Origin of the sequence: Vibrio sp. HS-50-1 (assembly GCF_024747315.1) — a bacterium.
Taxonomy (GTDB): Bacteria; Pseudomonadota; Gammaproteobacteria; order Enterobacterales; family Vibrionaceae; genus Vibrio; species Vibrio diabolicus.
Genome location: NZ_JAMPZF010000007.1, coordinates 203702 through 224852 on the forward strand (window position 1 = coordinate 203702; position 21151 = coordinate 224852).

General features: G+C 43.5%; 20 protein-coding genes. 5 read left to right on the forward strand and 15 right to left on the reverse strand.

The window, feature by feature from the left end:
• Window positions 1-11 precede the first annotated feature (11 nt).
• The 10 genes from NDJ01_RS06695 to NDJ01_RS06740 all read right to left on the reverse strand — a co-directional run bounded on the left by NDJ01_RS06695 (window position 12) and on the right by NDJ01_RS06740 (window position 8026).
• Entirely contained in the window at window positions 12-1220 is a 1209-nt protein-coding gene (locus NDJ01_RS06695; RefSeq protein ID WP_047008929.1) for an AAA family ATPase, read from the reverse strand.
• Between the two features lie 12 nt (window positions 1221-1232).
• A complete protein-coding gene (locus tag NDJ01_RS06700; protein ID WP_046875027.1) occupies window positions 1233-1751 on the reverse strand; it encodes a TadE/TadG family type IV pilus assembly protein in 519 nt (172 codons plus the stop codon).
• On the reverse strand, window positions 1748-2212 hold the full coding sequence (locus NDJ01_RS06705) for a TadE/TadG family type IV pilus assembly protein (protein WP_046875124.1): 465 nt from the start codon (window positions 2210-2212) through the stop codon (window positions 1748-1750). The genes NDJ01_RS06700 and NDJ01_RS06705 overlap by 4 nt, the downstream gene beginning before the upstream one ends.
• A gap of 1 nt (window position 2213) precedes the next feature.
• Window positions 2214-3476 (reverse strand): pilus assembly protein TadG-related protein, encoded by a 1263-nt coding sequence (locus NDJ01_RS06710; protein ID WP_258586471.1) that lies wholly within the window; start codon window positions 3474-3476, stop codon window positions 2214-2216.
• Window positions 3477-3501: 25 nt separating this feature from the next.
• Window positions 3502-3726 carry a hypothetical protein gene (locus NDJ01_RS06715; RefSeq protein WP_031781045.1) on the reverse strand — a complete coding sequence of 75 codons (225 nt, stop codon included), beginning with the start codon at window positions 3724-3726 and terminating at the stop codon, window positions 3502-3504.
• Between the two features lie 13 nt (window positions 3727-3739).
• Complete coding sequence (locus NDJ01_RS06720) at window positions 3740-5203, reverse strand: type II and III secretion system protein family protein (RefSeq protein WP_046875029.1); 1464 nt, start codon at window positions 5201-5203, stop codon at window positions 3740-3742.
• Between the two features lie 7 nt (window positions 5204-5210).
• Complete coding sequence (cpaB, locus tag NDJ01_RS06725) at window positions 5211-5966, reverse strand: Flp pilus assembly protein CpaB (RefSeq protein WP_047008931.1); 756 nt, start codon at window positions 5964-5966, stop codon at window positions 5211-5213.
• Between the two features lie 13 nt (window positions 5967-5979).
• Complete coding sequence (locus tag NDJ01_RS06730; RefSeq protein ID WP_047008932.1) at window positions 5980-7293, reverse strand: hypothetical protein; 1314 nt, start codon at window positions 7291-7293, stop codon at window positions 5980-5982.
• A 71-nt stretch (window positions 7294-7364) separates the two neighbouring features.
• A complete protein-coding gene (locus NDJ01_RS06735) occupies window positions 7365-7853 on the reverse strand; it encodes a prepilin peptidase (RefSeq protein ID WP_047008933.1) in 489 nt (162 codons plus the stop codon).
• The gene (locus tag NDJ01_RS06740; protein WP_005494099.1) at window positions 7853-8026 is read right to left on the reverse strand and encodes a Flp family type IVb pilin; all 174 of its coding nucleotides are present in this window, start codon (window positions 8024-8026) and stop codon (window positions 7853-7855) included. The genes NDJ01_RS06735 and NDJ01_RS06740 overlap by 1 nt, the downstream gene beginning before the upstream one ends.
• A gap of 336 nt (window positions 8027-8362) precedes the next feature.
• On the opposite strand from NDJ01_RS06740, the gene NDJ01_RS06745 reads away from it, so the two are divergent.
• Both NDJ01_RS06745 and NDJ01_RS06750 read left to right on the forward strand, forming a co-directional pair.
• Window positions 8363-9088: an AraC family transcriptional regulator gene (locus tag NDJ01_RS06745; protein WP_258586472.1), complete on the forward strand. Its 726-nt coding sequence runs from the start codon at window positions 8363-8365 to the stop codon at window positions 9086-9088.
• Between the two features lie 147 nt (window positions 9089-9235).
• Window positions 9236-10927 carry an AMP-binding protein gene (locus NDJ01_RS06750; RefSeq protein WP_258586473.1) on the forward strand — a complete coding sequence of 564 codons (1692 nt, stop codon included), beginning with the start codon at window positions 9236-9238 and terminating at the stop codon, window positions 10925-10927.
• A gap of 68 nt (window positions 10928-10995) precedes the next feature.
• On the opposite strand, the gene NDJ01_RS06755 is transcribed toward NDJ01_RS06750, so the two are convergent.
• Window positions 10996-11205: a DUF1127 domain-containing protein gene (locus NDJ01_RS06755; RefSeq protein WP_041852893.1), complete on the reverse strand. Its 210-nt coding sequence runs from the start codon at window positions 11203-11205 to the stop codon at window positions 10996-10998.
• A gap of 98 nt (window positions 11206-11303) precedes the next feature.
• Between NDJ01_RS06755 and NDJ01_RS06760 the strand changes: the two genes are divergently transcribed.
• Window positions 11304-12254: a LysR substrate-binding domain-containing protein gene (locus NDJ01_RS06760; protein ID WP_065645470.1), complete on the forward strand. Its 951-nt coding sequence runs from the start codon at window positions 11304-11306 to the stop codon at window positions 12252-12254.
• Between the two features lie 118 nt (window positions 12255-12372).
• On the opposite strand, the gene fusA is transcribed toward NDJ01_RS06760, so the two are convergent.
• Complete coding sequence (fusA, locus tag NDJ01_RS06765) at window positions 12373-14463, reverse strand: elongation factor G (RefSeq protein ID WP_012841459.1); 2091 nt, start codon at window positions 14461-14463, stop codon at window positions 12373-12375.
• A 215-nt stretch (window positions 14464-14678) separates the two neighbouring features.
• Window positions 14679-16058, reverse strand: a complete 1380-nt coding sequence (gene radA, locus NDJ01_RS06770) for a DNA repair protein RadA (RefSeq protein ID WP_012841458.1) — start codon at window positions 16056-16058, stop codon at window positions 14679-14681.
• A 136-nt stretch (window positions 16059-16194) separates the two neighbouring features.
• On the opposite strand from radA, the gene NDJ01_RS06775 reads away from it, so the two are divergent.
• Window positions 16195-18543, forward strand: coding sequence for a PilZ domain-containing protein (locus NDJ01_RS06775; protein WP_258586474.1), 2349 nt, complete (start codon window positions 16195-16197; stop codon window positions 18541-18543).
• 64 nt (window positions 18544-18607) lie between these two features.
• On the opposite strand, the gene serB is transcribed toward NDJ01_RS06775, so the two are convergent.
• On the reverse strand, window positions 18608-19588 hold the full coding sequence (gene serB, locus NDJ01_RS06780) for a phosphoserine phosphatase (RefSeq protein WP_258586475.1): 981 nt from the start codon (window positions 19586-19588) through the stop codon (window positions 18608-18610).
• Between the two features lie 91 nt (window positions 19589-19679).
• Here serB and NDJ01_RS06785 point away from each other — a divergent pair, with 91 nt between their 5' ends.
• Window positions 19680-20285, forward strand: coding sequence for a YtjB family periplasmic protein (locus tag NDJ01_RS06785; RefSeq protein ID WP_041852892.1), 606 nt, complete (start codon window positions 19680-19682; stop codon window positions 20283-20285).
• A 97-nt stretch (window positions 20286-20382) separates the two neighbouring features.
• Here NDJ01_RS06785 and deoD read toward each other — a convergent pair whose 3' ends face one another.
• The gene (gene deoD, locus NDJ01_RS06790; RefSeq protein ID WP_006742381.1) at window positions 20383-21102 is read right to left on the reverse strand and encodes a purine-nucleoside phosphorylase; all 720 of its coding nucleotides are present in this window, start codon (window positions 21100-21102) and stop codon (window positions 20383-20385) included.
• Window positions 21103-21151: the final 49 nt, after the last annotated feature.

Sequence of the window (21151 nt, forward strand, 5' to 3'; positions counted from 1 at the left end):
ACTCCCCCTTACTAAGAAAATAGTTTTTTGATCCAACTTTGATTCTCTTTGGTCGGACTTTCTAATAAGTGCGATATTTCAGCCAAAGAAGCTTTCAGCGCACTATTTTTCTTAGATTGAACAATTGGGTTACCCAAATTAGCGCTCTCGATAGCAATAGCAAAATTATTAGGTACTAAATGTATCGCATGTCCACTAACTGCATTTTCAATGTCTTTCAAAGATATTGTTGATTTCTTTTCAAAACGATTAACAATCAGTTCAACCTGATGACTACTTAAACCATAGTCTAATTCTAAAGAACGTATGTAGCTGACAGCATGCTTAACCGAAGTAACATTCTGCTGCATAATTAAAAAGATATGCGTAGCCGGAGAAACAATTTGTTGATAAACATGCTCAACACCATGAGACAAATCCACAATAATATGTGAGTAAAACTGTCTCAGAATAGGTAATAACTTACTGACTTGAACTGCATGTTTGTAGTTACCTTTAGGATCATTTTGGTTAAAACATAAATAATTTAAACCTGAAGGATGTTGATATACGAGACCTTCTAGTGATAACTCATCCAAATCATTAACAGAATCAATCACATCATTAATATTGTATTTTGGCTTACAGTTTAAATAATCGGCCGCATCACTAAACTGCATATCTAAGTCAATGAGCAATACTTTACTCTTCGCGTAACTTGACAGCTCTATAGCGGTGTTGATCGCCAGTGTTGTTGCACCCGAACCACCTTTTGTATTGATAAATAAAGTTAAATCGCCCATTTGTTTATTGGCAATCTTTTCGTCCGCCGTCGATTTTAATAGTGGATATAGTTCGTCAAGATCAACAGAACGCGACAAATAATCTGTTGCGCCAAGCCTCAACGCCATTTTGAGAGATGCCGTATCGTTTTCATCACCAAATACAATCAAAGCGGTGTGATTATGCTGTAAGCTACTGTCACTAGAGTACACATGAGCCACTTTCTGCGCCCAACTTTCTCCTGTTTCAATATAAATAAGATCGGGAATTTGCTTATTTTTTACAAAGTCCAAGTTAAAGGAATCTAGCTCTATCCAATCAATATTTAGATTGACACACCTTGATAATTCATCAGCAATGTGAATTTTAAAATTTGACGTAGAATAAACTATCCAAACAATCAAGTTTGTTTTTAAACTTTTATGCGTTTCATTATCCATTTTGACTGGTTTCAACATAAAGCTACTCCATTAGCAATCCGTAATGACATTGGTCCCTTCAGGCCTAAGTATTCCTAAGCTCTCTGCAGGCAATATAGTTTCAAAAGCTGGAGTACTCCCTACTGCATTAATTAAAGCAGCTAAAACAAAAAACTGAAAAGTATAATTTACCGCTCTTGCTCGAACATATTTTATCTGAACAAACTGAGAATTTAAGGTTGCTTGATCTGCTGGTGGTGTAGATAAAAAACCTGATACATTGACAGCAGCACCGTTCTCATCCAAATAATCAATTTGCAAGTTACTTGCAGAAAAACCAGATGGATAAAGGTCAGAAATAGCTGGTAAATTAGGAATATCGTCTCTATCTGCGATATAGCATACGGTTGCTAGCCTCGCAGCTCGTCGCGTTACTTCGTTAACCATCTGTACTGAAAAAAAGTAGATTGCAAATTCAACTATCAAGAACAAAACTAATATGACTGCTAAAGCTATCAGCGAGAATTCAAGTTGAGTCACCCCTCTCTGTTTACATATTAAACGTTTCATGGGCCTGTCCTCATTGATGCAGAAGCTCCGATGCTAAATTGCAAGGAAGCACTCGAGAAAGGTAGTGTAGAAAATATCGGCACATAATTATAAGTGGCTGATAGAGTAACGATTTTATTCGTTGCTGTTGGTCGAGTGATAACAATATCTCCAACATCAATATAATCGATAACTGGATTTGATGAAGCGGTAGGTGTTCCATATACCACGACATTTTTGATGTTGTTTTCATCAGCAATAGCGTCAAAGTCTAAGGTACCGTAAGTATCAACCACTGCGTATCGAGCTCCATTTTGAAGCGCTTTATTAACCTCGGTATACTGGATAAATGCTCGACTCACATCGATAACTAATACGGTAAGCATCAATAATACCGGTAACACAAGTATGAACTCGATAATGGCAAGTCCGTCTTGATGCCGACCTGTTATTAGTTTATTTCTTCCTTTTAAATACAACATATTAAGAAGCCCCACTAAAAGGGTCTTTATAAAGCTGGATCTTATATAGACCTTTGTCTGAAGGATCGGTACCAGTTGAACCATTATTAATGACGCAGTCTTCTAAAAACTGCCCAAAAATCTCTGACTCATTCCCTTTTTGCTTAACCTCTTGAAGGAGAAAAAAGCAACCTAGGCCAAGGACTTGAACTGTTTGTTTACCACCAGTAGTCTCATCACAATTAATGATTGGAATTCTTAAGATTCTTCTACCGCTAGAGCCATCTTCATCGTAGTATGCGTTATTACAGGTACCACCAGAGCTACAGTTCGCTAAAGCTGATACATAATCGGCGTAGTAAAAATTGCTATTTTGATAGGTCTCGCTATCAAGTAAGGGCGAAGGTTCTTCTGTATACTTATCACTTTTTACTGCCCCCCCTTCTTGGGTTGGCCCATTAAATTGACCAAAACGAGTATTGATCCCTTGAGCAACTGGTCCTGTCCCTTTACCTGTTTCTGTATCAATAGTTCCTCCAACCGTTATGCAATTATTTGTTGCTCCTGCAAATGCATCACGAATAGCGTTCTTACCAGAAACCCCAAGATCTAAAAGATGGAAGTTTCCAGGTCCAATACCACCACTCTGGTGATCCGCCGGTTTTAGTTGATACAGAGTGCTAGAGACGCGATCAACTGATGGGTTATATCCTGGTTGCGGAACATACCCCCAGGTTGTTTCTGGTGAAGAAGTATCTGCACACATTGCTATCGGTGAAATGTTACATGTGTAGTTTATTCCTGCACTTCGTCCTGCTACCGCACTTGCTGATACTTGTTTATCAATACCAAACACAGCACTTAAGAATCTACCAAGATCCATATCTGATACCGCCACTCGAACATATATGTCGTACTCGCCAGACGTTGGAGGGCTAAAAGCTCCCGAACTGACAAAAGTTTGCATATCCGTCGAAAATGTTACGGACGTATTTGCATCAGTAAACACTAACTCACTGTTTCCTGAGTTAGCAGAAAAGCCTGTAAGATATGATTTAGCTGCCGCTTCTGCATCATCAACATTACTTGTTTCATCAGCAACAACTGCTGCAGCCAAAGCCGCAGCATCAACAGAGTTTTGCAGTCTCGTTTTATTCAGTATTTGGTGATTTAAGTCGATACCAAATGCAGCAATACCTAACAGAATTAACAGCACCATACTGATAAGCACCAACGTAATCCCTTTCTGAGATCTCATTGACACTATTTGCATATTCCTTCGCATAGCCCCTCCTAAGTGAACCCGTCACTTAATCATCTTTGGCTACCCCGTTGTTGTTATATACCTCTAAGCTAACTTGTGTACGCTCACCACTACCTTCCGGTAAATAACCCAAATTCTCATACCACGCTTCTGGATTAAGAGTTTGTTCAGCGCGCAACTGGCTAACCGAGATACCAAGCTCGGGGTCATTCGCACAGCCAAACAAGCCGAATGATGTGAAACAAATGGTCATTATCATTATGCTTTTCATCTTGCTCTCCCACTTATAGACTGTGCCCAAACTTGCCCTCAGAGCCACCTTCTGACGAACCATATTGAATAAAGTTGTTGTTAGTATCTTCTTCGCTGATGTCGTTTAGCTGGTATCTATCAAAATCCAACTCAGCACCTTTACCAAGCAAATAGAACTCCACATCGTTCGGAGCCACAAAGCCATCCGTTGGCAGTGTGATTCGACGTCGATCGATTGGGGTTGCTAATCGAGGGGTGACCAGAATGACAAGTTCTGTTTCCCCTGAGGTAAACTCTTCACTCTTGAACAAGCGTCCCAAAACAGGTAAATCACTCGCTCCAGGTATGCCATCCGCGACATTACGTGCGTTTTCACTCAATAAGCCTGCAATACCAATAGTTTGGCCATCAGCCAGCTCAATCGTGGTGCCAGCACTTCGTTTAGTGATTGGCGGAATAAAGAACGTGGCATTCACTTCGTTTGGATTAAACGTCAGCACACCTGAGTTGGAGATTTCACTCACATTGACGTTCAATTTGAGGTTGATTCTCTTATCACTCAAAATAAACGGAACGAAGTCGAGTTGAACACCGTACTCTTTATAATCGATGGTAATACCATCTTCATTTGGTACTGGAATTGGGAATTCACCACCAGCGACAAACTCGGCTTGCGTACCACTTAATGCAGTAAGGCTAGGCTCTGCCAACACTTTCGCCACACCATTTTGTTTCGCCACATCAAGCGCGAAGGTAAACAAGGTATTGCTGTCGATAAACGACCCGAGAAAGCCGAAATCTTCGACTGTTGGGACGTTCAAAATCGGTCCAATGCCATCAATACCGCCACCAGCAGTCGTACCACCCCAAGTAAAGTCTCCACTTCTTTGGAAAAAGTGGAAGTTTGAGTCAAAGCGTCTTACTAGTGTGCGCTGCACTTCGGCAACGGTCACTTCTAACGTCACCTGTTGAGCCCCGCCAATAGAAAGTAGGTTGATCACCATGCTGTCATCATCTTTAGAGTTTTCATCTTCTTCATCTGCCGCTTCACCCAAAGCGAAGGTTTCAGCAATTTTGACCGCAGTGTCCATGTTTTGCTGACTGCTGACCAAGCCTCTAAGTACCACTTTTTCTTGCGCACTGTGCACTTCGATATTTTCATCCGGCAAGAACTGATAAAGCTTCGATTTAAGCGTGTTTAGATCATGCGTAACTTCCACGTTAAATTGCTCAATTAACCGGCCTCGGCGATCCCACACCGACACATTCGTGGTACCTAACTTCTTACCAATAAGAAACAGCTCGTTCGATCTGAGCACTAAAATATCCAAGACTTCTGGATCCCCTAACGTCACTTTCTTCGCTTTACCGGATATCATCAATTGGGTTGATTGGTGATGCGCAACGGTCACGACTTTTCCTGACTGCACCGTGGCTGCGTTAACAGACAAGCTGACAAAAAGTAACTGGCTAACGAGTAATATTATTGTTTTCATAATTCACCTAATTGCTGACTCGGACACTGGATGCCTGAGATCCCTTAATAATGGTCACACTAGGTCGTGGCGTGTATTTTCTTGCTACCACAGGTTTATCCACTTCATGAGGGTTGCGTAGAGCAAGTTGAATGTCGCCTTTGCTGTTCGCCGATAAGAGCTTTTCTGCCTCTTTCGGTGTTACTTCTAAAGTCACCGCACGCACAATAACGGGTTTGTTATCATTGGTTTTGGCTGTTTGGTCGACCGCAAGGACGTTGATGTTTTTAAGCACCGTTTTTGTTGTGGCGTTTTTACCTTGTCCATAACTCACGGTATTCAATACATCGACCTTATTGCCTGGTAACAAGAACCCAGCCACACCGATAACGTCATTAACACGAATGGTGATAGCTCGTTTGTTTTCAGGAATTAAAGCAGCAAGTGTCGCGCCCTCACCGGGCAAGGCAAGACGATTCGAATTAACCAGCTCGCCCGCATAAATGGTATTAGCAACAATTCTTCCCAATGCCTGTTCTTTTACTTTTAGCGTTTCCTCGTCTATCCAATCCACTTCCATAAGCTTAGTAGACAAATGTTTCTCAGCTAGAATGGTCCCTGGTTCTAGCTCCATAGTGGCAACTAAAACTGGGTGTCTTTCTACCTCTTCTAACTCGACAGTTGGTTGGTTTCTGCCATCCATCCATTGTTTAGCGATCAACACGGCGGCAAGGCCGAAAACAATGGAGAGCAACAGCAACATGATGACTTGAGTCCGACTCATAATTTAGATCTCCCTATTCATCCACTGTGAAATACAGTCCCCAGGCACGAGTTAAAATGTCTGATGAGACGACTTTTCGTTTTCCTTCAAAAACGAGAACATCTCGGCTAATGCCCAAAAGATCTTTAGGTAAACATGGATAGTTAGGCATTTTATTTTCACGGTGCAATTGATTTAATGTGTCAAAGAATTCAGGCGCTAATGCCAGTTGCAAGTCCTGCGATAGAGATAACCAAAGCGCTTTATAGTCATCATCATCAAGTGGCTTGAATTCAATTTTGTAACCCAAACGACGTAGAAATGCGGGGTCTGCAATTTTGCTTGGTGCAAAGTTGGAGGAGAATGCCAGAGTGAGCATAAACGGCACCGTAACTTGTTGACCATTTGGCAAAGCCAGATGGTCAAATAAGTATTCCATTGGAACGATCCATCTATTTAGCAGAGCATCAACAGGCATTGACTGACGACCAAGGTCATCAATCACTAAGATTCCGTTGTTAGCCATCATTTGCAGTGGCGCAATCCATACACGATTATGCTCGCTGTGGTTTACTTCAAGCATCTCCAACGTCAGCTCACCGCCCACTTGAATGTTTGGTCTTTCACAAAGAACCCAGCGTTTGTCGTAATGCGTTTCCAACTTAACGAAAACCTGAGAATGGGAGTTGTCTAAACGACGGTGATGATGCTCTGAGAACACTTTGATGATGTTGCCATCGGCATATACGGCATAAGGAATGAATACCGAAGTGTTCATTGCATTGAGCACTCTTGATGCGACGTAACTTTTACCGGTACCCGCATGTCCATACAGCAACAAAGCCCGCCCCGAATTGATGGCCGGTCCTAAAACAGGTACCAAGTGATCCGAGCCAAAAACATCAGACAATGCGCGCTCTACATCGATACGCGTAACTGGGTTTTTGCGTAGATCTTGTCCTTCTACAATGGTCCAATACTCCTCAAGAGAAACAGGAACAGGACCGATATACGGATCTTTTCTATAAGCAATGTCTGCTTCCGCAAGTCCTAATTCCGTTAGACTATAACGAACGTTCGAGTACGAATGGCTTAGCTTCTCAGATGTAGGCTGATATACCTCAACCCAGCTTCGTTTTCTCAACTGCGCTAAAGCAAGTTCAACAATATTTGAAACCACGCATAACCGTTGTGTTAATTCAATCAAATCACATTTCGGATAGGCAGACAGATGTTTCAACACGAGGTTTTCGACGACTGAAGCCGGTATGCCAAGCCCCTCGACAGACGAAGGCACTTTTGGTGGATTTATTTGTGGCACGAGTTTTTCCCAATACACAGAGCCCATCACACTTCCCCTCCTTGAAGTTGCCTAGCCAACTGATGCTGCATGTGCTGCATGCCATTTATTATTTTTATTTAGTGGGTGTAGGAGAAATAAGCTAATCCAATTACGATTATCGGCGCGAAAGGAATGACTAACGGCTTATTAGACCTAAAGCCTGGTGTTACTTTTTCTAAGCAATACCCTTTTAACTGATGTGATAGAGCAACACTAGTCGATGACACGTGTAACATTAGATAAAAAATGCCCACGATGCCTCCAGCAAGTATTATCCCGGTAGACGCTTCCCCAAGATTACTCAGACCGAGCCATGTTCCTATGACGGCGAGTAACTTAACGTCTCCTCCAGCCATTACTTTGAACAGATACAGCGCGAAACACACTGCAAACGCAACCAGCCCACCATATAAATGATCCAAACCACTTGTTGCTGGGTTGTAAATTACGTTTGCAGTAACAGCAACCAAAAGCATAAGCACCGCTTTATTTGGTATTCTGTGTTTCTGAGCGTCTGAGACTCCAATCGCAATAAGCAATGACCAAATAATCAGCTCACTAATCATTACGAGTTGTTGATTTGAGACGCCACTGATGTGAACTTACCAGACAAAGTCGTCCAGAAGCCTGAGGTCAAGAATGCTGTAACAATTAATGCCGCCCCTAGGATGTACTCCAAAAGTGTTAGCCCCTCTTCATCTTCCATGAAGTCCTTGATTAGATTGCGAAAGTTATCCATAAGATAGTCCCCTTTATTTAACCATATCTCGCTTGTCCATGACGCAGGTATCATATACACCCGAATCATGCTTAAACATTAGTCACCGAGAATTAGGGGGGTTAGGACTTTTTTGCCAAAGGTTGGTACTTTCTTGCCTACCTGCGCTTCAGAATCAAAATGTATCAATAACGAGACACATCACCACCAACTATGTGACAGCTTTCACACTTGCAGTATGACTATATAAGCCTAAGCTTAATAAACGAAAGGGTGAGGTCTGAAGCTCAAGGAATGAGGCTCGACTGACCTCAATACATACTAACGTTGGTGTAGTACGTACTGAGCGGGATTCATATGGATAGACTGACCAAAGCTTATTGGATTGGAGAGACTCTTTGCTCGCTGCCGGAATCACTTCGCTGTGAGTTTGATAAGAGCTTTGAGATTATGGACTGTAGCAAAGATATCTCTGTGCTTAGCGATAAAGAACATAGCTATTTCTTCTACTACATGACTCGCGATCATCGAGAGCATCTGAAAGGCGTCATCACGCTCTGTGAAAATCTCGACAAAAAACTGATCGTTATACATCCAACCGATATCGAGCCTCACTTACCGCCGAAGCATATTTGTGCGGAATATTATACGTTGAATGAAATCACCCTCCCGATTTGGCTATCACAGATAAAATTGAAATACTTTTTGCATAGCAAGGTCGACGAAGAACAAATTTCGGTCGATAAACTCTTTTCTCGAAGCGGAAAGTCGAATTTTTCTGACGTGGTTCATTACATCGCCAATAACGTCCATAAAGACCTACGGGAAGAGGAAGCTGCTGCGCTTTGTCACTACTCACCGAACTACTTTTCCAAAGTATTCCATCGCAAAGTTGGTATGTGCTTTCGTGATTATGTCACTGCGAAACGCATTTCATTAGCAAAGAAAATGCTCGTTGAAAATGAATCCATGAAAATTGCCTATATTGCTTATCAATGTGGATACCGAGATGTCTCTTACTTTTCTCGAATTTTTAAGAAAAAAACAGGCCTGTCCCCAGCGAATTATCGGCAACAGTTTTAGGCGCTATTAGTACCGACTTTAGGGGTAACTAACGCTATCCTCCCCACATATTTCATCAAAATGCATTCCCGTGTCGTTATTTAACATGCTAAAGTTAACAATGCGTTAACAATTATAAATACAACGAGAAGACATGGAGTCACTAAAATGAATCAGCCGAATCTAAACAGCGCTGCTGGTTGCGCTCTCCCACCACCAAATGAAATGATTCTCAAATGGGCTCAAGAGCGTCCAAATGAGGTCTACCTAAAACAAATTATTAACCGACAATTTGTTGAATACACGTTCGCTGATGTTGCCGATCAAGCCTTAAAACTCGTCAGTGCACTACGCAACCTCGGAGTACAACCTGGCGACAAAGTGGCGTTAGTGTCTAAAAACTGTGCAGAGTGGTTTATTTGCGATCTTGCGATGATGCTTGGCGATTATGTCAGTGTGCCAATCTTTCCTACCGCCGGCGCGGACACCATCGAATACTGTGTGACTCATAGTGAAAGTAAAGCGCTCATTGGCGGAAAACTCGATGATCCTAAAGCAACCCAGCAAGTCATTGATGCAATGCCGGAGCTCATTAGTATCTCGCTCCCCTACGATACTGCACCAAAATGTCAGTATGAATACCAAGCACTCATTGCCGATACAATGCCAAGTGAAGAGCGTCCACAGCACTACGACGATAAGCTAATGTCTTTGGTGTATACCTCTGGTACGTCAGGATTACCGAAAGGTGCGATGCTGACCTACGGAGCGTTTAACTGGTCCGTACAACAACTGATAAACCATATCGGTATTCAAGAAAATGATCGTCTATTTTCTTACTTACCTTTGGCTCATATTACAGAGCGCGTCTACATTTTTGGCTCATCCATCATGGGTGGTGTACCAACAGCATTTCCAGAATCATTGGATACCTTTATCGAAGATGTAAAAATGCACCGCCCGACTCTGTTTATCTCAGTCCCGCGATTATGGACGCTATTCCAACAACGTATTCAAGACAAACTTCCACAGAAGAAGCTCAACATTCTATTGAAAATCCCATTCGTCAATTCTCTGATCAAGAAAAAGCTCGCAGAAGGGTTGGGGTTGGATCAGGCTCGAGTATTAGGCTGTGGTTCTGCCCCGGTATCACCAGCACTGCTGGAATGGTACCACTCTGTAGGACTCGATATTACTGAAGCTTGGGGCATGACAGAATCATTTGCTTATAGCACGCTCAACTACCCATTTAGAGCTGACAAAATTGGTAGTGTCGGTAATGCTGGACCAGGTATTGAGTTAAAAATCGCTGACGATGATGAAATCATGGTGCGTGGCAAAGGGCTATTTTCTGGCTACTACAAAAATGACATTGCCACCCAAGAGTCTTTTGATTCAGAGGGCTGGCTACACACAGGCGATATCGGCTCTATCGACTCAGATGGTTACCTAACCATTCAAGGCCGTAAAAAAGATAACTTTAAAACCGCCAAAGGTAAGTTTGTCTCTCCAGTTCCTATCGAGAAAAAACTTTTCGAATACAGTCGAGTAGAGATGATGTGTCTAATCGGTTTAGGGCTACCAGCCCCGATTCTTTTGGTTGTGCCACATGATTTCCCTAACTTTGATCGGGAGCGGTACGCACGAACCACCCGCAAAGTCATTGCAAAAATGAATCAAGAACTCGCCTCTCATGAGCAAATCAAAGGCGTATTAATGATTAAAGAGCCTTGGAGCATTGAAAATGGCGTATTGACGCCAACACTCAAAATTAAACGTCATGTGCTTGAGCAAAAGTATCATGAAATTGGTCACAACTGGCCGAAAGGTGAATTGGTTGTGTGGGAAGAAGACTTATAGCCTTGTCTGCACTCCTCAATATCATTGGGGAGTGCAGTTTAATTCTGAGCTTGAATCAAACTCATAAACTACTCTCTCCAAAAAGGCTTCCTCACTTCACTATTAATTTCCTTTTCATCTAATCCTATATCGTCCCAAAGATGTTCTGGTAACTCTCTCAAGTGACGACGTGTCTTGTAGTTTCTTCTCCAACTAGCAAGTTTAGAATAAATTAACTGTAACCCGGTCTGATGGTCAGCTGGTAAAGTGCGCTCACAAGTGTGTGTCATGTTTTCCATGTAACCAACTCCTATAACAATGTTGACCACTTAATAATCAGCGACTACGCTGATATCCTCAAACGATAGAATCTGCCATTGAGTTAAGGAAAACTAATGTGAAAGATCGAATGCCTCCTTTACAGGGCTTGTATTACTTCTTCGTTGCAGCAAAGGAAGGAAGCTTTAAAACAGCGGCAAAAGAATTGTTTGTTACGCCAGCCGCAATTAGTCAGCAAATTCGTCATCTTGAAGAGTTTTTAGGAACGGACTTATTTGTTCGCCAGCACAGAAAAATAGTGCTCACACCTGAGGGAGAGCTGCTGTTTACTCAGGCAGAAAGAGGGTTTGCTCATTTGCAGCAAGGGGTGAGATTGGTTAATCAAGATCCTAATCCTAACCACCTTTCAATATCAACACTCCCCTCTTTCGCTCACCATTGGTTAGTCCCGAAAATTACGGCTTTTCGTCAGCGTCACCCTGATATCGCCTTACTATTAGAACCAACCAATGATTTGGTGTCTTTTCAAGATAGTCAGATCGATTTGTGTGTCCGTTACGGTTTAGGAAAATACCCTAATTTAGAATCACAATGGCTAATGGATGAAGCTTTTTATCCTGCCTGTCATCCGGTATATCAGAAAGAGCACGGCATCTATCGCATTGAAGATTTAAGCAAAGCAGAGCTCATCGAAGACGTTTGGCCAGATCTGGACTGGAACATGTGGTTAGCGAGACTTGGTCATTCAGCGGCAAAGCCTGCTTTAAAATACAGTGGCTCACACTTAGTGTTAGAAGCCGCGTTATCACTACAAGGCGTAGCGCTCGTCAAACACAGTTTAGCTCATCAATATTTCCGTTCAGGCAAACTGGTCCGAATTGGTGATATAGCCATTAAACCCAAATTTGCGTATTACCTGTGCGCTCCAAAAGGCTACTTAAAGCGACCTAAAGCCCAATTGTTCGCACAATGGTTGAGAGAAGAAATAGAAACATTTGAAAAGTCAGTGATACCAGATTTTAAAACCATCGACCTCAATGTTAGTAATACTGGCTCAGCTTCAGAATAGTCGGTAAACAACACCAAAGACGTATATCAGCGAAACAAAAACGCGCTGTGTATAAGCGGTTAGATACAAAAAGCCCCGCACTAGGCGGGGCTTTCAAGTTATAGAGTTAACTTAAGAATTACTTCTTAGCGTTACGCTCTTTAACGTCAGCAATTACTTGCTCAGCAACGTTTGCTGGACATGGTGCGTAGTGTGAGAACTCCATAGAGAACTGACCACGACCAGAAGTCATTGTACGTAGAGTACCAATGTAACCAAACATTTCTGATAGAGGTACATCACCCTTGATACGTACGCCAGTAGACGCAGCTTGTTGGTCTTTGATCATACCACGACGACGGTTAAGGTCACCGATTACGTCACCAACGTGATCTTCTGGAGTGAACACGTCAACTTTCATGATTGGCTCAAGAAGTTGCGCGCCAGCTTTAGGCATAGACTGACGGAATGCGCCTTTAGCAGCGATTTCGTAAGCGATTGCTGAAGAGTCAACTGCGTGGAAACCACCGTCGAATAGTTCAACTTCAACGTCTAGAGTTGGGAAGCCAGCTAGAACACCGTGCTCCATCATTGACGCAAAGCCTTTCTCAACTGCAGGCCAGAATTCTTTAGGTACGTTACCACCAACAACTGTTGACTTGAACGTGAAGCCAGAGTTTGGCTCACCTGGTTTGATGCGGTAATCGATCTTACCGAACTGACCAGAACCACCAGACTGTTTCTTGTGCGTGTAGCTGTCTTCGATTGCTTGAGTGATAGTTTCACGGTAAGCAACCTGTGGAGCACCAACTTCTAGCTCAACGCCGTAAGTACGCTTAAGGATATCTACCTTGATGTCTAGGTGAAGTTCACCCATACCTTTCAGGATAGTTTCGCCTGAATCTTCATCAGTCTCAACTTGGAATGATGGATCTTCTGCAACCATTTTACCGATCGCGATACCCATCTTCTCAGAACCGCCTTTATCTTTAGGCTTAACTGCGATAGAAATTACTGGATCTGGGAAGATCATTGGCTCAAGAGTACATTCGTGCTTAGGATCACATAGAGTGTGACCAGTTTGAACGTTCTTCATACCAACTACAGCGATGATGTCACCAGCTTGTGCTGAATCGATCTCGTTACGCTCGTCTGCGTGCATCTCAACCATACGGCCGATACGCTCTGTTTTACCAGTTGCAGAGTTAAGTACTGTGTCACCTTTCTTCATCTTACCAGAGTAGATGCGGATAAAGGTTAGAGCACCAAAACGGTCGTCCATGATCTTAAATGCAAGCGCACGTAGTGGCTCGTCTGCAGATACAGTCGCAACTTCACCAGTTGGCTCACCAGTCTCTGAATCAGTTAGAGGCTGTGGATCAACTTCTGTTGGAGATGGTAGGTAATCAATTACCGCGTCAAGAATAAGTTGGATACCTTTGTTCTTGTACGCTGAACCACAGTAAGTTGGGAAGAATGCTAGATCACGAGTACCTTTACGGATACAACGTTTGATGTCTTCTAGAGATGGCTCTTCGCCTTCTTCTAGGTAAGCCATCATTAGATCTTCGTCTTGCTCTAGAGCAGTTTCGATTAGCATTTCACGGTATTCAGCAGCTTTTTCTACCATGTCTGCTGGAATATCTTGAACTTCGTAGTTCTCTGGCTGGCCAGACTCATCCCATACGTAAGCTTGTTGGCTTAGTACGTCTACAACACCTACGAAATCTTCTTCGATACCGATAGGTAGAGTCATAACTAGAGGTGTAGCACCTAGTACGTTTTGTACTTGATCTACAACTTTGTAGAAATCTGCGCCCATACGGTCTAGTTTGTTAACGAAGATCAGACGTGATACGTGTGATTCGTCAGCGTAACGCCAGTTAGTTTCTGACTGAGGCTCAACACCACCAGAACCACAGAATACACCGATACCACCGTCAAGTACTTTTAGAGAACGGTAAACTTCGATAGTGAAGTCAACGTGTCCAGGAGTATCGATGATGTTTAGACGGTGATCGTTCCAGAAACAAGTTGTTGCTGCAGACTGGATTGTGATACCACGTTCAGCTTCCTGCTCCATGAAGTCAGTTGTAGTTGAACCGTCGTGTGTATCACCGATCTTATGGATCTTACCAGTTAGCTTTAGGATACGCTCTGTAGAGGTAGTTTTACCCGCGTCTACGTGAGCAAAAATACCAATGTTTCTGTATTTTGATAAATCAGTCATTGTCTTACTCTGTTAATAAGGTATAAAGTGCGCGCAGAGTATATCACATTCTGTCAATACTGATACCCTTGCGTGCGGATGGAAGAAAAAAAATTTTAACGTGAAATTTCCGTCCCCAAAGCATAGTCAAACACAGCAATTTATGTACTTTATTCGCATTTTATTGAGGACGGATAGAACAGTTTGTGATTCCACAAATACCATTCTTATGAGCATTACAGCTCGTCAAAAGCCTCTATGGCTTCCGACAATTTCTTAACGCCGTGAATTTGCATGCCAGGAATGCCGCCTTTCGGCATGTTGGCTGCAGGCACAATGGCTTTCTTGAAACCATGTTTGAACGCTTCATTCAAACGTTCTTGCCCACTTGGCACAGGACGGATTTCGCCTGCAAGCCCGACCTCACCAAAAATAACCACATCTTTGGGTAGTGGACGGTCACGAAAACTCGATAAAAGCGCCATAACTAACGCAAGATCGGCACTCGTCTCCGTCACCTTAACACCGCCAACCACATTAACAAAGACATCTTGGTCTGCCATTTGTAAGCCACCATGCTTATGCAACACAGCGAGCAAAAGTGATAAGCGGTTCTGCTCCAAACCGACCGCAACACGGCGAGGGTTTGCCAATTGCGAGTAATCCACCAACGCTTGAATCTCTACTAATAGAGGACGCGTACCTTCCCAAACCACCATAACAGAAGAACCTGATGTTTCTTCTTCACCACGAGAAAGGAAAATCGCGGATGGGTTACTCACTTCTTTCAACCCTTGGCCTGTCATTGCAAAAACACCGAGCTCATTCACAGCGCCAAAGCGGTTTTTATGACTACGCAATGTGCGAAAGCGGCTATCAGTACCACCATCAAGCAGCACTGAACAGTCTATAATGTGCTCAAGAACTTTAGGGCCCGCAAGGGTACCATCTTTTGTTACGTGACCAACAATAAATACCGCGACGTTATTCTGTTTTGCGTATCGTGTCAGAGCTGTCGCAGATTCACGTACTTGAGCAACACTGCCCGGTGACGATTGAACATCTGAAACGTGCATTACCTGAATCGAGTCAATCACCATAATGCGAGGTTGCTCTTTTTCAGCAATTTGGCAAATTTTGTCGACGTTCGTTTCCGATAGCATTTTTAAATGATCTTTCGGCAACCCTAGTCGAGAAGCACGCATCGCCACCTGCTGCAACGATTCTTCACCTGTTACATAGAGCGTTGGCATTTGCGCAGACAAACTACACATGGTTTGCAGCAGCAAGGTGGATTTACCCGCACCAGGGTTACCACCAATCAAAATAGCGGCGCCGGGTACAACGCCCCCACCTAATACGCGGTCAAGCTCTTTAAACCCACTGGTGAAGCGTGGCACTTCCTGCAGATCAATTTCAGATAACGTTTGAACTGTTGCTTCTGTTGCGGAGCCAGCGTAGCCGGATAAACGTTCATTACGAGCAACCGTTGGCGATGCAGCGATACGGACTTCTGTTATCGTATTCCACGAACCACATGCGTTACACTGCCCCTGCCAACGGGGAAAATCCGCGCCACAATCATTACAAACATACGCTCGTTTTGCTTTCGCCATGATGCCTCGATTTTTTCTACAAATGTGACTAAGCACAGCCAAGTCAGACCTTCACTGAAATGAACTATTGATATACTTAAGTTTTACTTCGCTTAGCCGATACAATTTAAAGTAACGACATACTCTAACAGAAATAATGCAGCAATCTGAAATTCTCTCGATCGCAGAACGACTCATTCCCGTTTACGGTTCGGATGACTTTGACTTTGTCCTTGGCCAATTGACCGAGGAAGAGCCGCCTTCGGCCAAAATCTTAGTGAAAATGGAACTTAACCGCTTGATGGCTCCGTGCAAAAAAAGCATCGATCTGCGCGGTCGCGTCCAAGGTGAATGTCGCGAGTATATTTTGGATGGTATTCCACATTGGTTAGATGACGTTGCTTTCAACGCTTACCATAAAAACATCAAAAAGTTTGGCGGCTACACTGAGGGAATGTGGGAAGCTTTGGTCAACACACGGAATAACTTTCGCGTAATGAGCAAACGTCTTACTCAACAAAAAACGCAATCGTTAACGGATCCTAAAAGCCCTTTCTTAGCGGAGCCCGTTCACCTCGGCTATGACTTAAAGCGCCAAGAAAAGCGCTTGAAAGTCCAATCTCAAGTCGAGATTTGCCGATCTAAAGGGCAACTTCTGCATGGGTTAAGCATTGACTTATCCTGCTCTGGCGCAAAATTCAAAGTCCCAAGTGCGTTTAAATATAACCTTGGGGAGATTATTCAGGTCACGTTTACTGAGTTTGCCAGCAAATCTCAGGTTGCCGGTATAGAGAAACCGCTGGCGTACCGCATACTTGCGGTTGATGACTGTTACGATAATGACTCAGTTCGATACCTCAGAACCATACGTTTAACTGAAACCAATGTTGTTACTCGAGTGATCGATGAAGCGCTCAACAGCGCAGCTAAAAGAGCTCGTCACGATAATCAAGATAAGATCATTCGAGCTCGAACTCGTGGTTATGAGCACATCGCACTTAAGCACACCAGCAGCTTACCTCTATTCTTTGATGGCAGTGAACTGAAACTCGCTATGTTGACGCCAAACAATCAAAAGCTTTGGCAGTACTGGCATGATGAAAGGAACCAGCAAATGTTTGGGTCCTTATTTAATGAGAAGCGAGTCGCGTCACTCATTAAACCTGGCGTTAAAGGCACCACCAATGTCCTTTATTCATTTACTCACGAGCACGAAAACCGAACCTATTTCTATTCGATGCTTCGTCCTGAGGCCACTCGTGAACAACGCCAGCTATTTTGGCATTTAGGTGCTAAACGTGAAAGTTGGCGCGCGTTTAGGATTTCGATATTTGAACTGTCAGAGCAAGAACAGGAAGACTTAGCCGCTTTCTCTCCGGAGTTAGCTGAAACGTCCCAATCATTGACTCACATTGGCATCTTGCAAGAAATTGCTGACGAAAAATCAGGGCAGGATTATCTGCTCACTGAAAAGCCGCGCTTACCCGCAAATACGTTAAATGCATTTCGCCATCCGAGAAGGATTATAGGCAACCCGAAAGGCATTTATTTTGATGCCAAGTCTCGTCGTAAAGAGCCACGTTACCGATTTAAGACCCCAATAGAACTGCGTTCTGGGCCCGTCACAGCGATCGGCAGCACCGTCGATATTTCAAAGCGAGGGCTCGGCATTAAACTGGACGAACCTACCATGTTGCGCTCTGGGCAAGAGGTTCAGGTCAACTTCCGAGAGTTACAACTCTACGACAAAAAGCTGCCTTTAACGTCGGTGCCATACCGCGTAATTCGTGTTAGCCCAGATGGCTGTAGCGTACAGTTAGTTATTGATGAAAGCAGCCACACCATTAAAGTGATCGCCTTTTTCAACAGCATTATCGAGCACAATCAAGATAAGTTGATCCCGCAAAAAGAGATGCTACCGAGTAATGCGTTACTTGAAAGACTGCACAGCATGTTGCTCTCTCGAACTCTGAGCACACCCATTTTTATCAGTAAAACAGCGTCCTCTTCAATCAAAACCCCCGTTATTGGAGTGAATTTGCCGCTACCTAAGCACATTGAGCTTTTTGCACGCCTTGGGCACGATCAATTGTTGTCACTTGAACCTATCTTTAAAGGTCGAACAAGCACATTAATCGCAGAGCCGATAAAGCGTGTAGAGGGAGCTCAAGCAAGGCATCAGGATATCTACATTAGCGCAGCCAAAGTCGGCAATAAAATTACAGGCATTGAGTCTAAGCTTCATCAAGAGTTCAATAGCGTAAAAGAACGGATTCAATTTATAAAGAAAGCGCGAATGATGGGGGACTTCTACGTGATTCGCTTATCTACAGCCCCAATTTTCGATCCGATGACATCGTTGCTGCAACAAGATTTAAGTGACTTAACCCAATTTGGTGTACATCAAGCGAGCAAATTAGAAAAGGAGCTGACCGCTTTGGTCGGTTACAGTGAGTTTGAAGACATTACGGAAGAAGTTGTAATTAGATTGGAGTTAACCGAGTAAATTTAGAGCCATACCAAGTCAACGAAAAACACCGCCAGAAAGGCGGTGTTTTTGAATGGATAAATTAAGGTTTTGCTTTCCAGCTGACCTTTTGCTGCTTCACCAGTGCACCAGATAAAATACAGAGCACACCGCCTAAGCCTGCAAAGCGAATCGCAGATTGCGCTTGAGCTTCCACTTTAGGTTTTGCGTGGTACGCGATACCTAAGCCCGCCACCGACATCATCACAAGATCGTTAGCGCCATCACCGACAGCAACCGTGTTGTGCTGCTCAATTTCGTATTCATCCGCCAACTCCACCAGGATATCTGACTTCATCTGCGCGGTAACCACATCGCCAAGTACGTTCCCCGTGAGCTTACCACTAATGATTTCCAACTGATTAGAGCGAGCAAAATCTAAATCGACTTTATCTTTGATGTAGTCCGAGAAGTAAGTAAAACCACCGGAAGCAATCGCTGTTTTCCAGCCTAGTGCTTTTAACGTTGCGATTAACGCTTCAAAGTCCGGCATAAATGGCAATTGGGAACGAACTTGTTCAAGAATTGATTCATCAGCACCTTTGAGCTTGCCTACGCGTTGACGCAAACTTTGCTCAAAATCCAGTTCTCCTTGCATCGCACGTTCAGTAACTTCTGCCACCTCATCCCCGACTCCGGCCAATTTTGCGATTTCATCAATACACTCTATCTGGATTGCCGTTGAGTCCATGTCAAATACAATCAACCCTTGGGTTGAGAGATCTGGAACTTCATTAAGCGAGGCGTAATCCAAGTTGAGGCTTTGTAAGATCGTTTCGTGTTGAGGGGTCAACTCTCCTGCCATCAAGGCGACTTCATATTGGCCAACTTTCCACGTTTCTAATACGGGGTTGTAGACACCTGTGAAGAAATCAATGTCTTCAAAATGACGTGGCGAAAGGTATTCTGCAAACACTATCCAGTTTGCTTTTGCTTTATCTAGTTGGGAGGCAAATCGAGTCTCGGGTAATCGTTTTAAAAGTGTCGTATGTTTTCTGATAGGCAAGCTTTTTGACGCGTCCATGTATATAATCCCTTATGACTTTGCTAAAACGTTACCTCAACAAACTAAAAAGGCAAGTCTTTGTTTTATTTTAAATGGATGAGTAAAGAGCATGAGTGAATCCTTGTTCTCAGTAAGGAATGCCCTAAGAATTCTGGCACTAATCCTACTGTGTGTGATGTTGTTTATCACGATCAAAAACAGTGTTGTGATCAGTAAGGGCAACGAGAAAATTCAAGCACAGCAGCTTGAGACACTCACCAAAGTTTTGATTTCACAGGCGTCTCTTTCTGCCAGTGAAATGATTTTGACCAAAGATCAAGAACGCTTACTTAAGCTGACAAACCAGCTAGCACAAGACCGTTTGGTGTTTGATGCGACAATATATGATGCACAAGGCGTACGTTTAGCGTCTAGTGAAGATGCGCTATCGGTACGCGAAGTTTTAGGCTTAGACACGCCCTTGGCAACAGCTTCCATTGGCCGCCAGCAGTTGGTTGAACCAGTATTTGCCGATGAAGCACTCATCGGTTTTGTTCGCGTTACCTTTGAGACAGGTCGTGTAACCGCGATTTCTGACCACCACTATCGTAAGAGTGATCGCTACATGTACATGATGGTGCTAATGAGTTTTGTGTGCGGCATGTTATTCATTATGATTTTACGTAGACAGCCTATCCGCCGTAAAAAAGCGCAAAACCTACTGCTAACCAAATAGTCAGTCGGTAATCAACATCTAATACAAAAACAGCCCGAATTGTGCGGGCTGTTCTTTTAGTTCTTAATGTCAAGAAACTAAGATGACTCTTTGTCGCTTATTCTTCGTCGCCTAGCAATACTGAATCTAGTGCGATTAGCATCATGTCGTTGAATGTTGTTTGACGCTCATCAGAAGTTGTTTGCTCACCCGTTTTGATGTGATCTGAAACCGTACAGATTGTCAGAGCTTTTGCACCGTATTCTGCCGCTACGCCGTAAATACCCGCCGCTTCCATTTCAACACCAACAATGCCGTACTTGTCCATTACGTCGAACATTTCTGGATCAGGCGTGTAGAAAAGCTCCGCTGAAAATAGGTTACCGACTTTCACATCAATGCCACGTGCTTTTGCTGCGTCTTCTGCCGCGCGAACCATTTTGTAGTCTGCGATTGCTGCAAAGTCATGACCTTTAAAACGGATACGGTTCACTTTAGAATCCGTACACGCGCCCATGCCGATCACAACATCACGCACTTTGATGTCTTCGTTTACTGCGCCACAGCTACCAACACGGATAATTTTCTTCACGCCGAAGTCTTTAATTAGCTCCGTTGCGTAAATCGAGCATGATGGGATACCCATACCGTGGCCCATAACCGAGATCTTACGGCCTTTGTATGTGCCAGTGTAACCGAACATATTACGCACATCACACACTTGCACAACGTCTTCAAGGAAGGTTTCTGCGATGTATTTTGCACGTAGCGGGTCACCCGGCATCAGTACGACGTCTGCGAATGCGCCCATTTCAGCATTGATATGTGGAGTTGCCATTTTCTTTTCCTTAACCTTTCTCTAGCGCTCCGCGCTTAAGGCGATATAA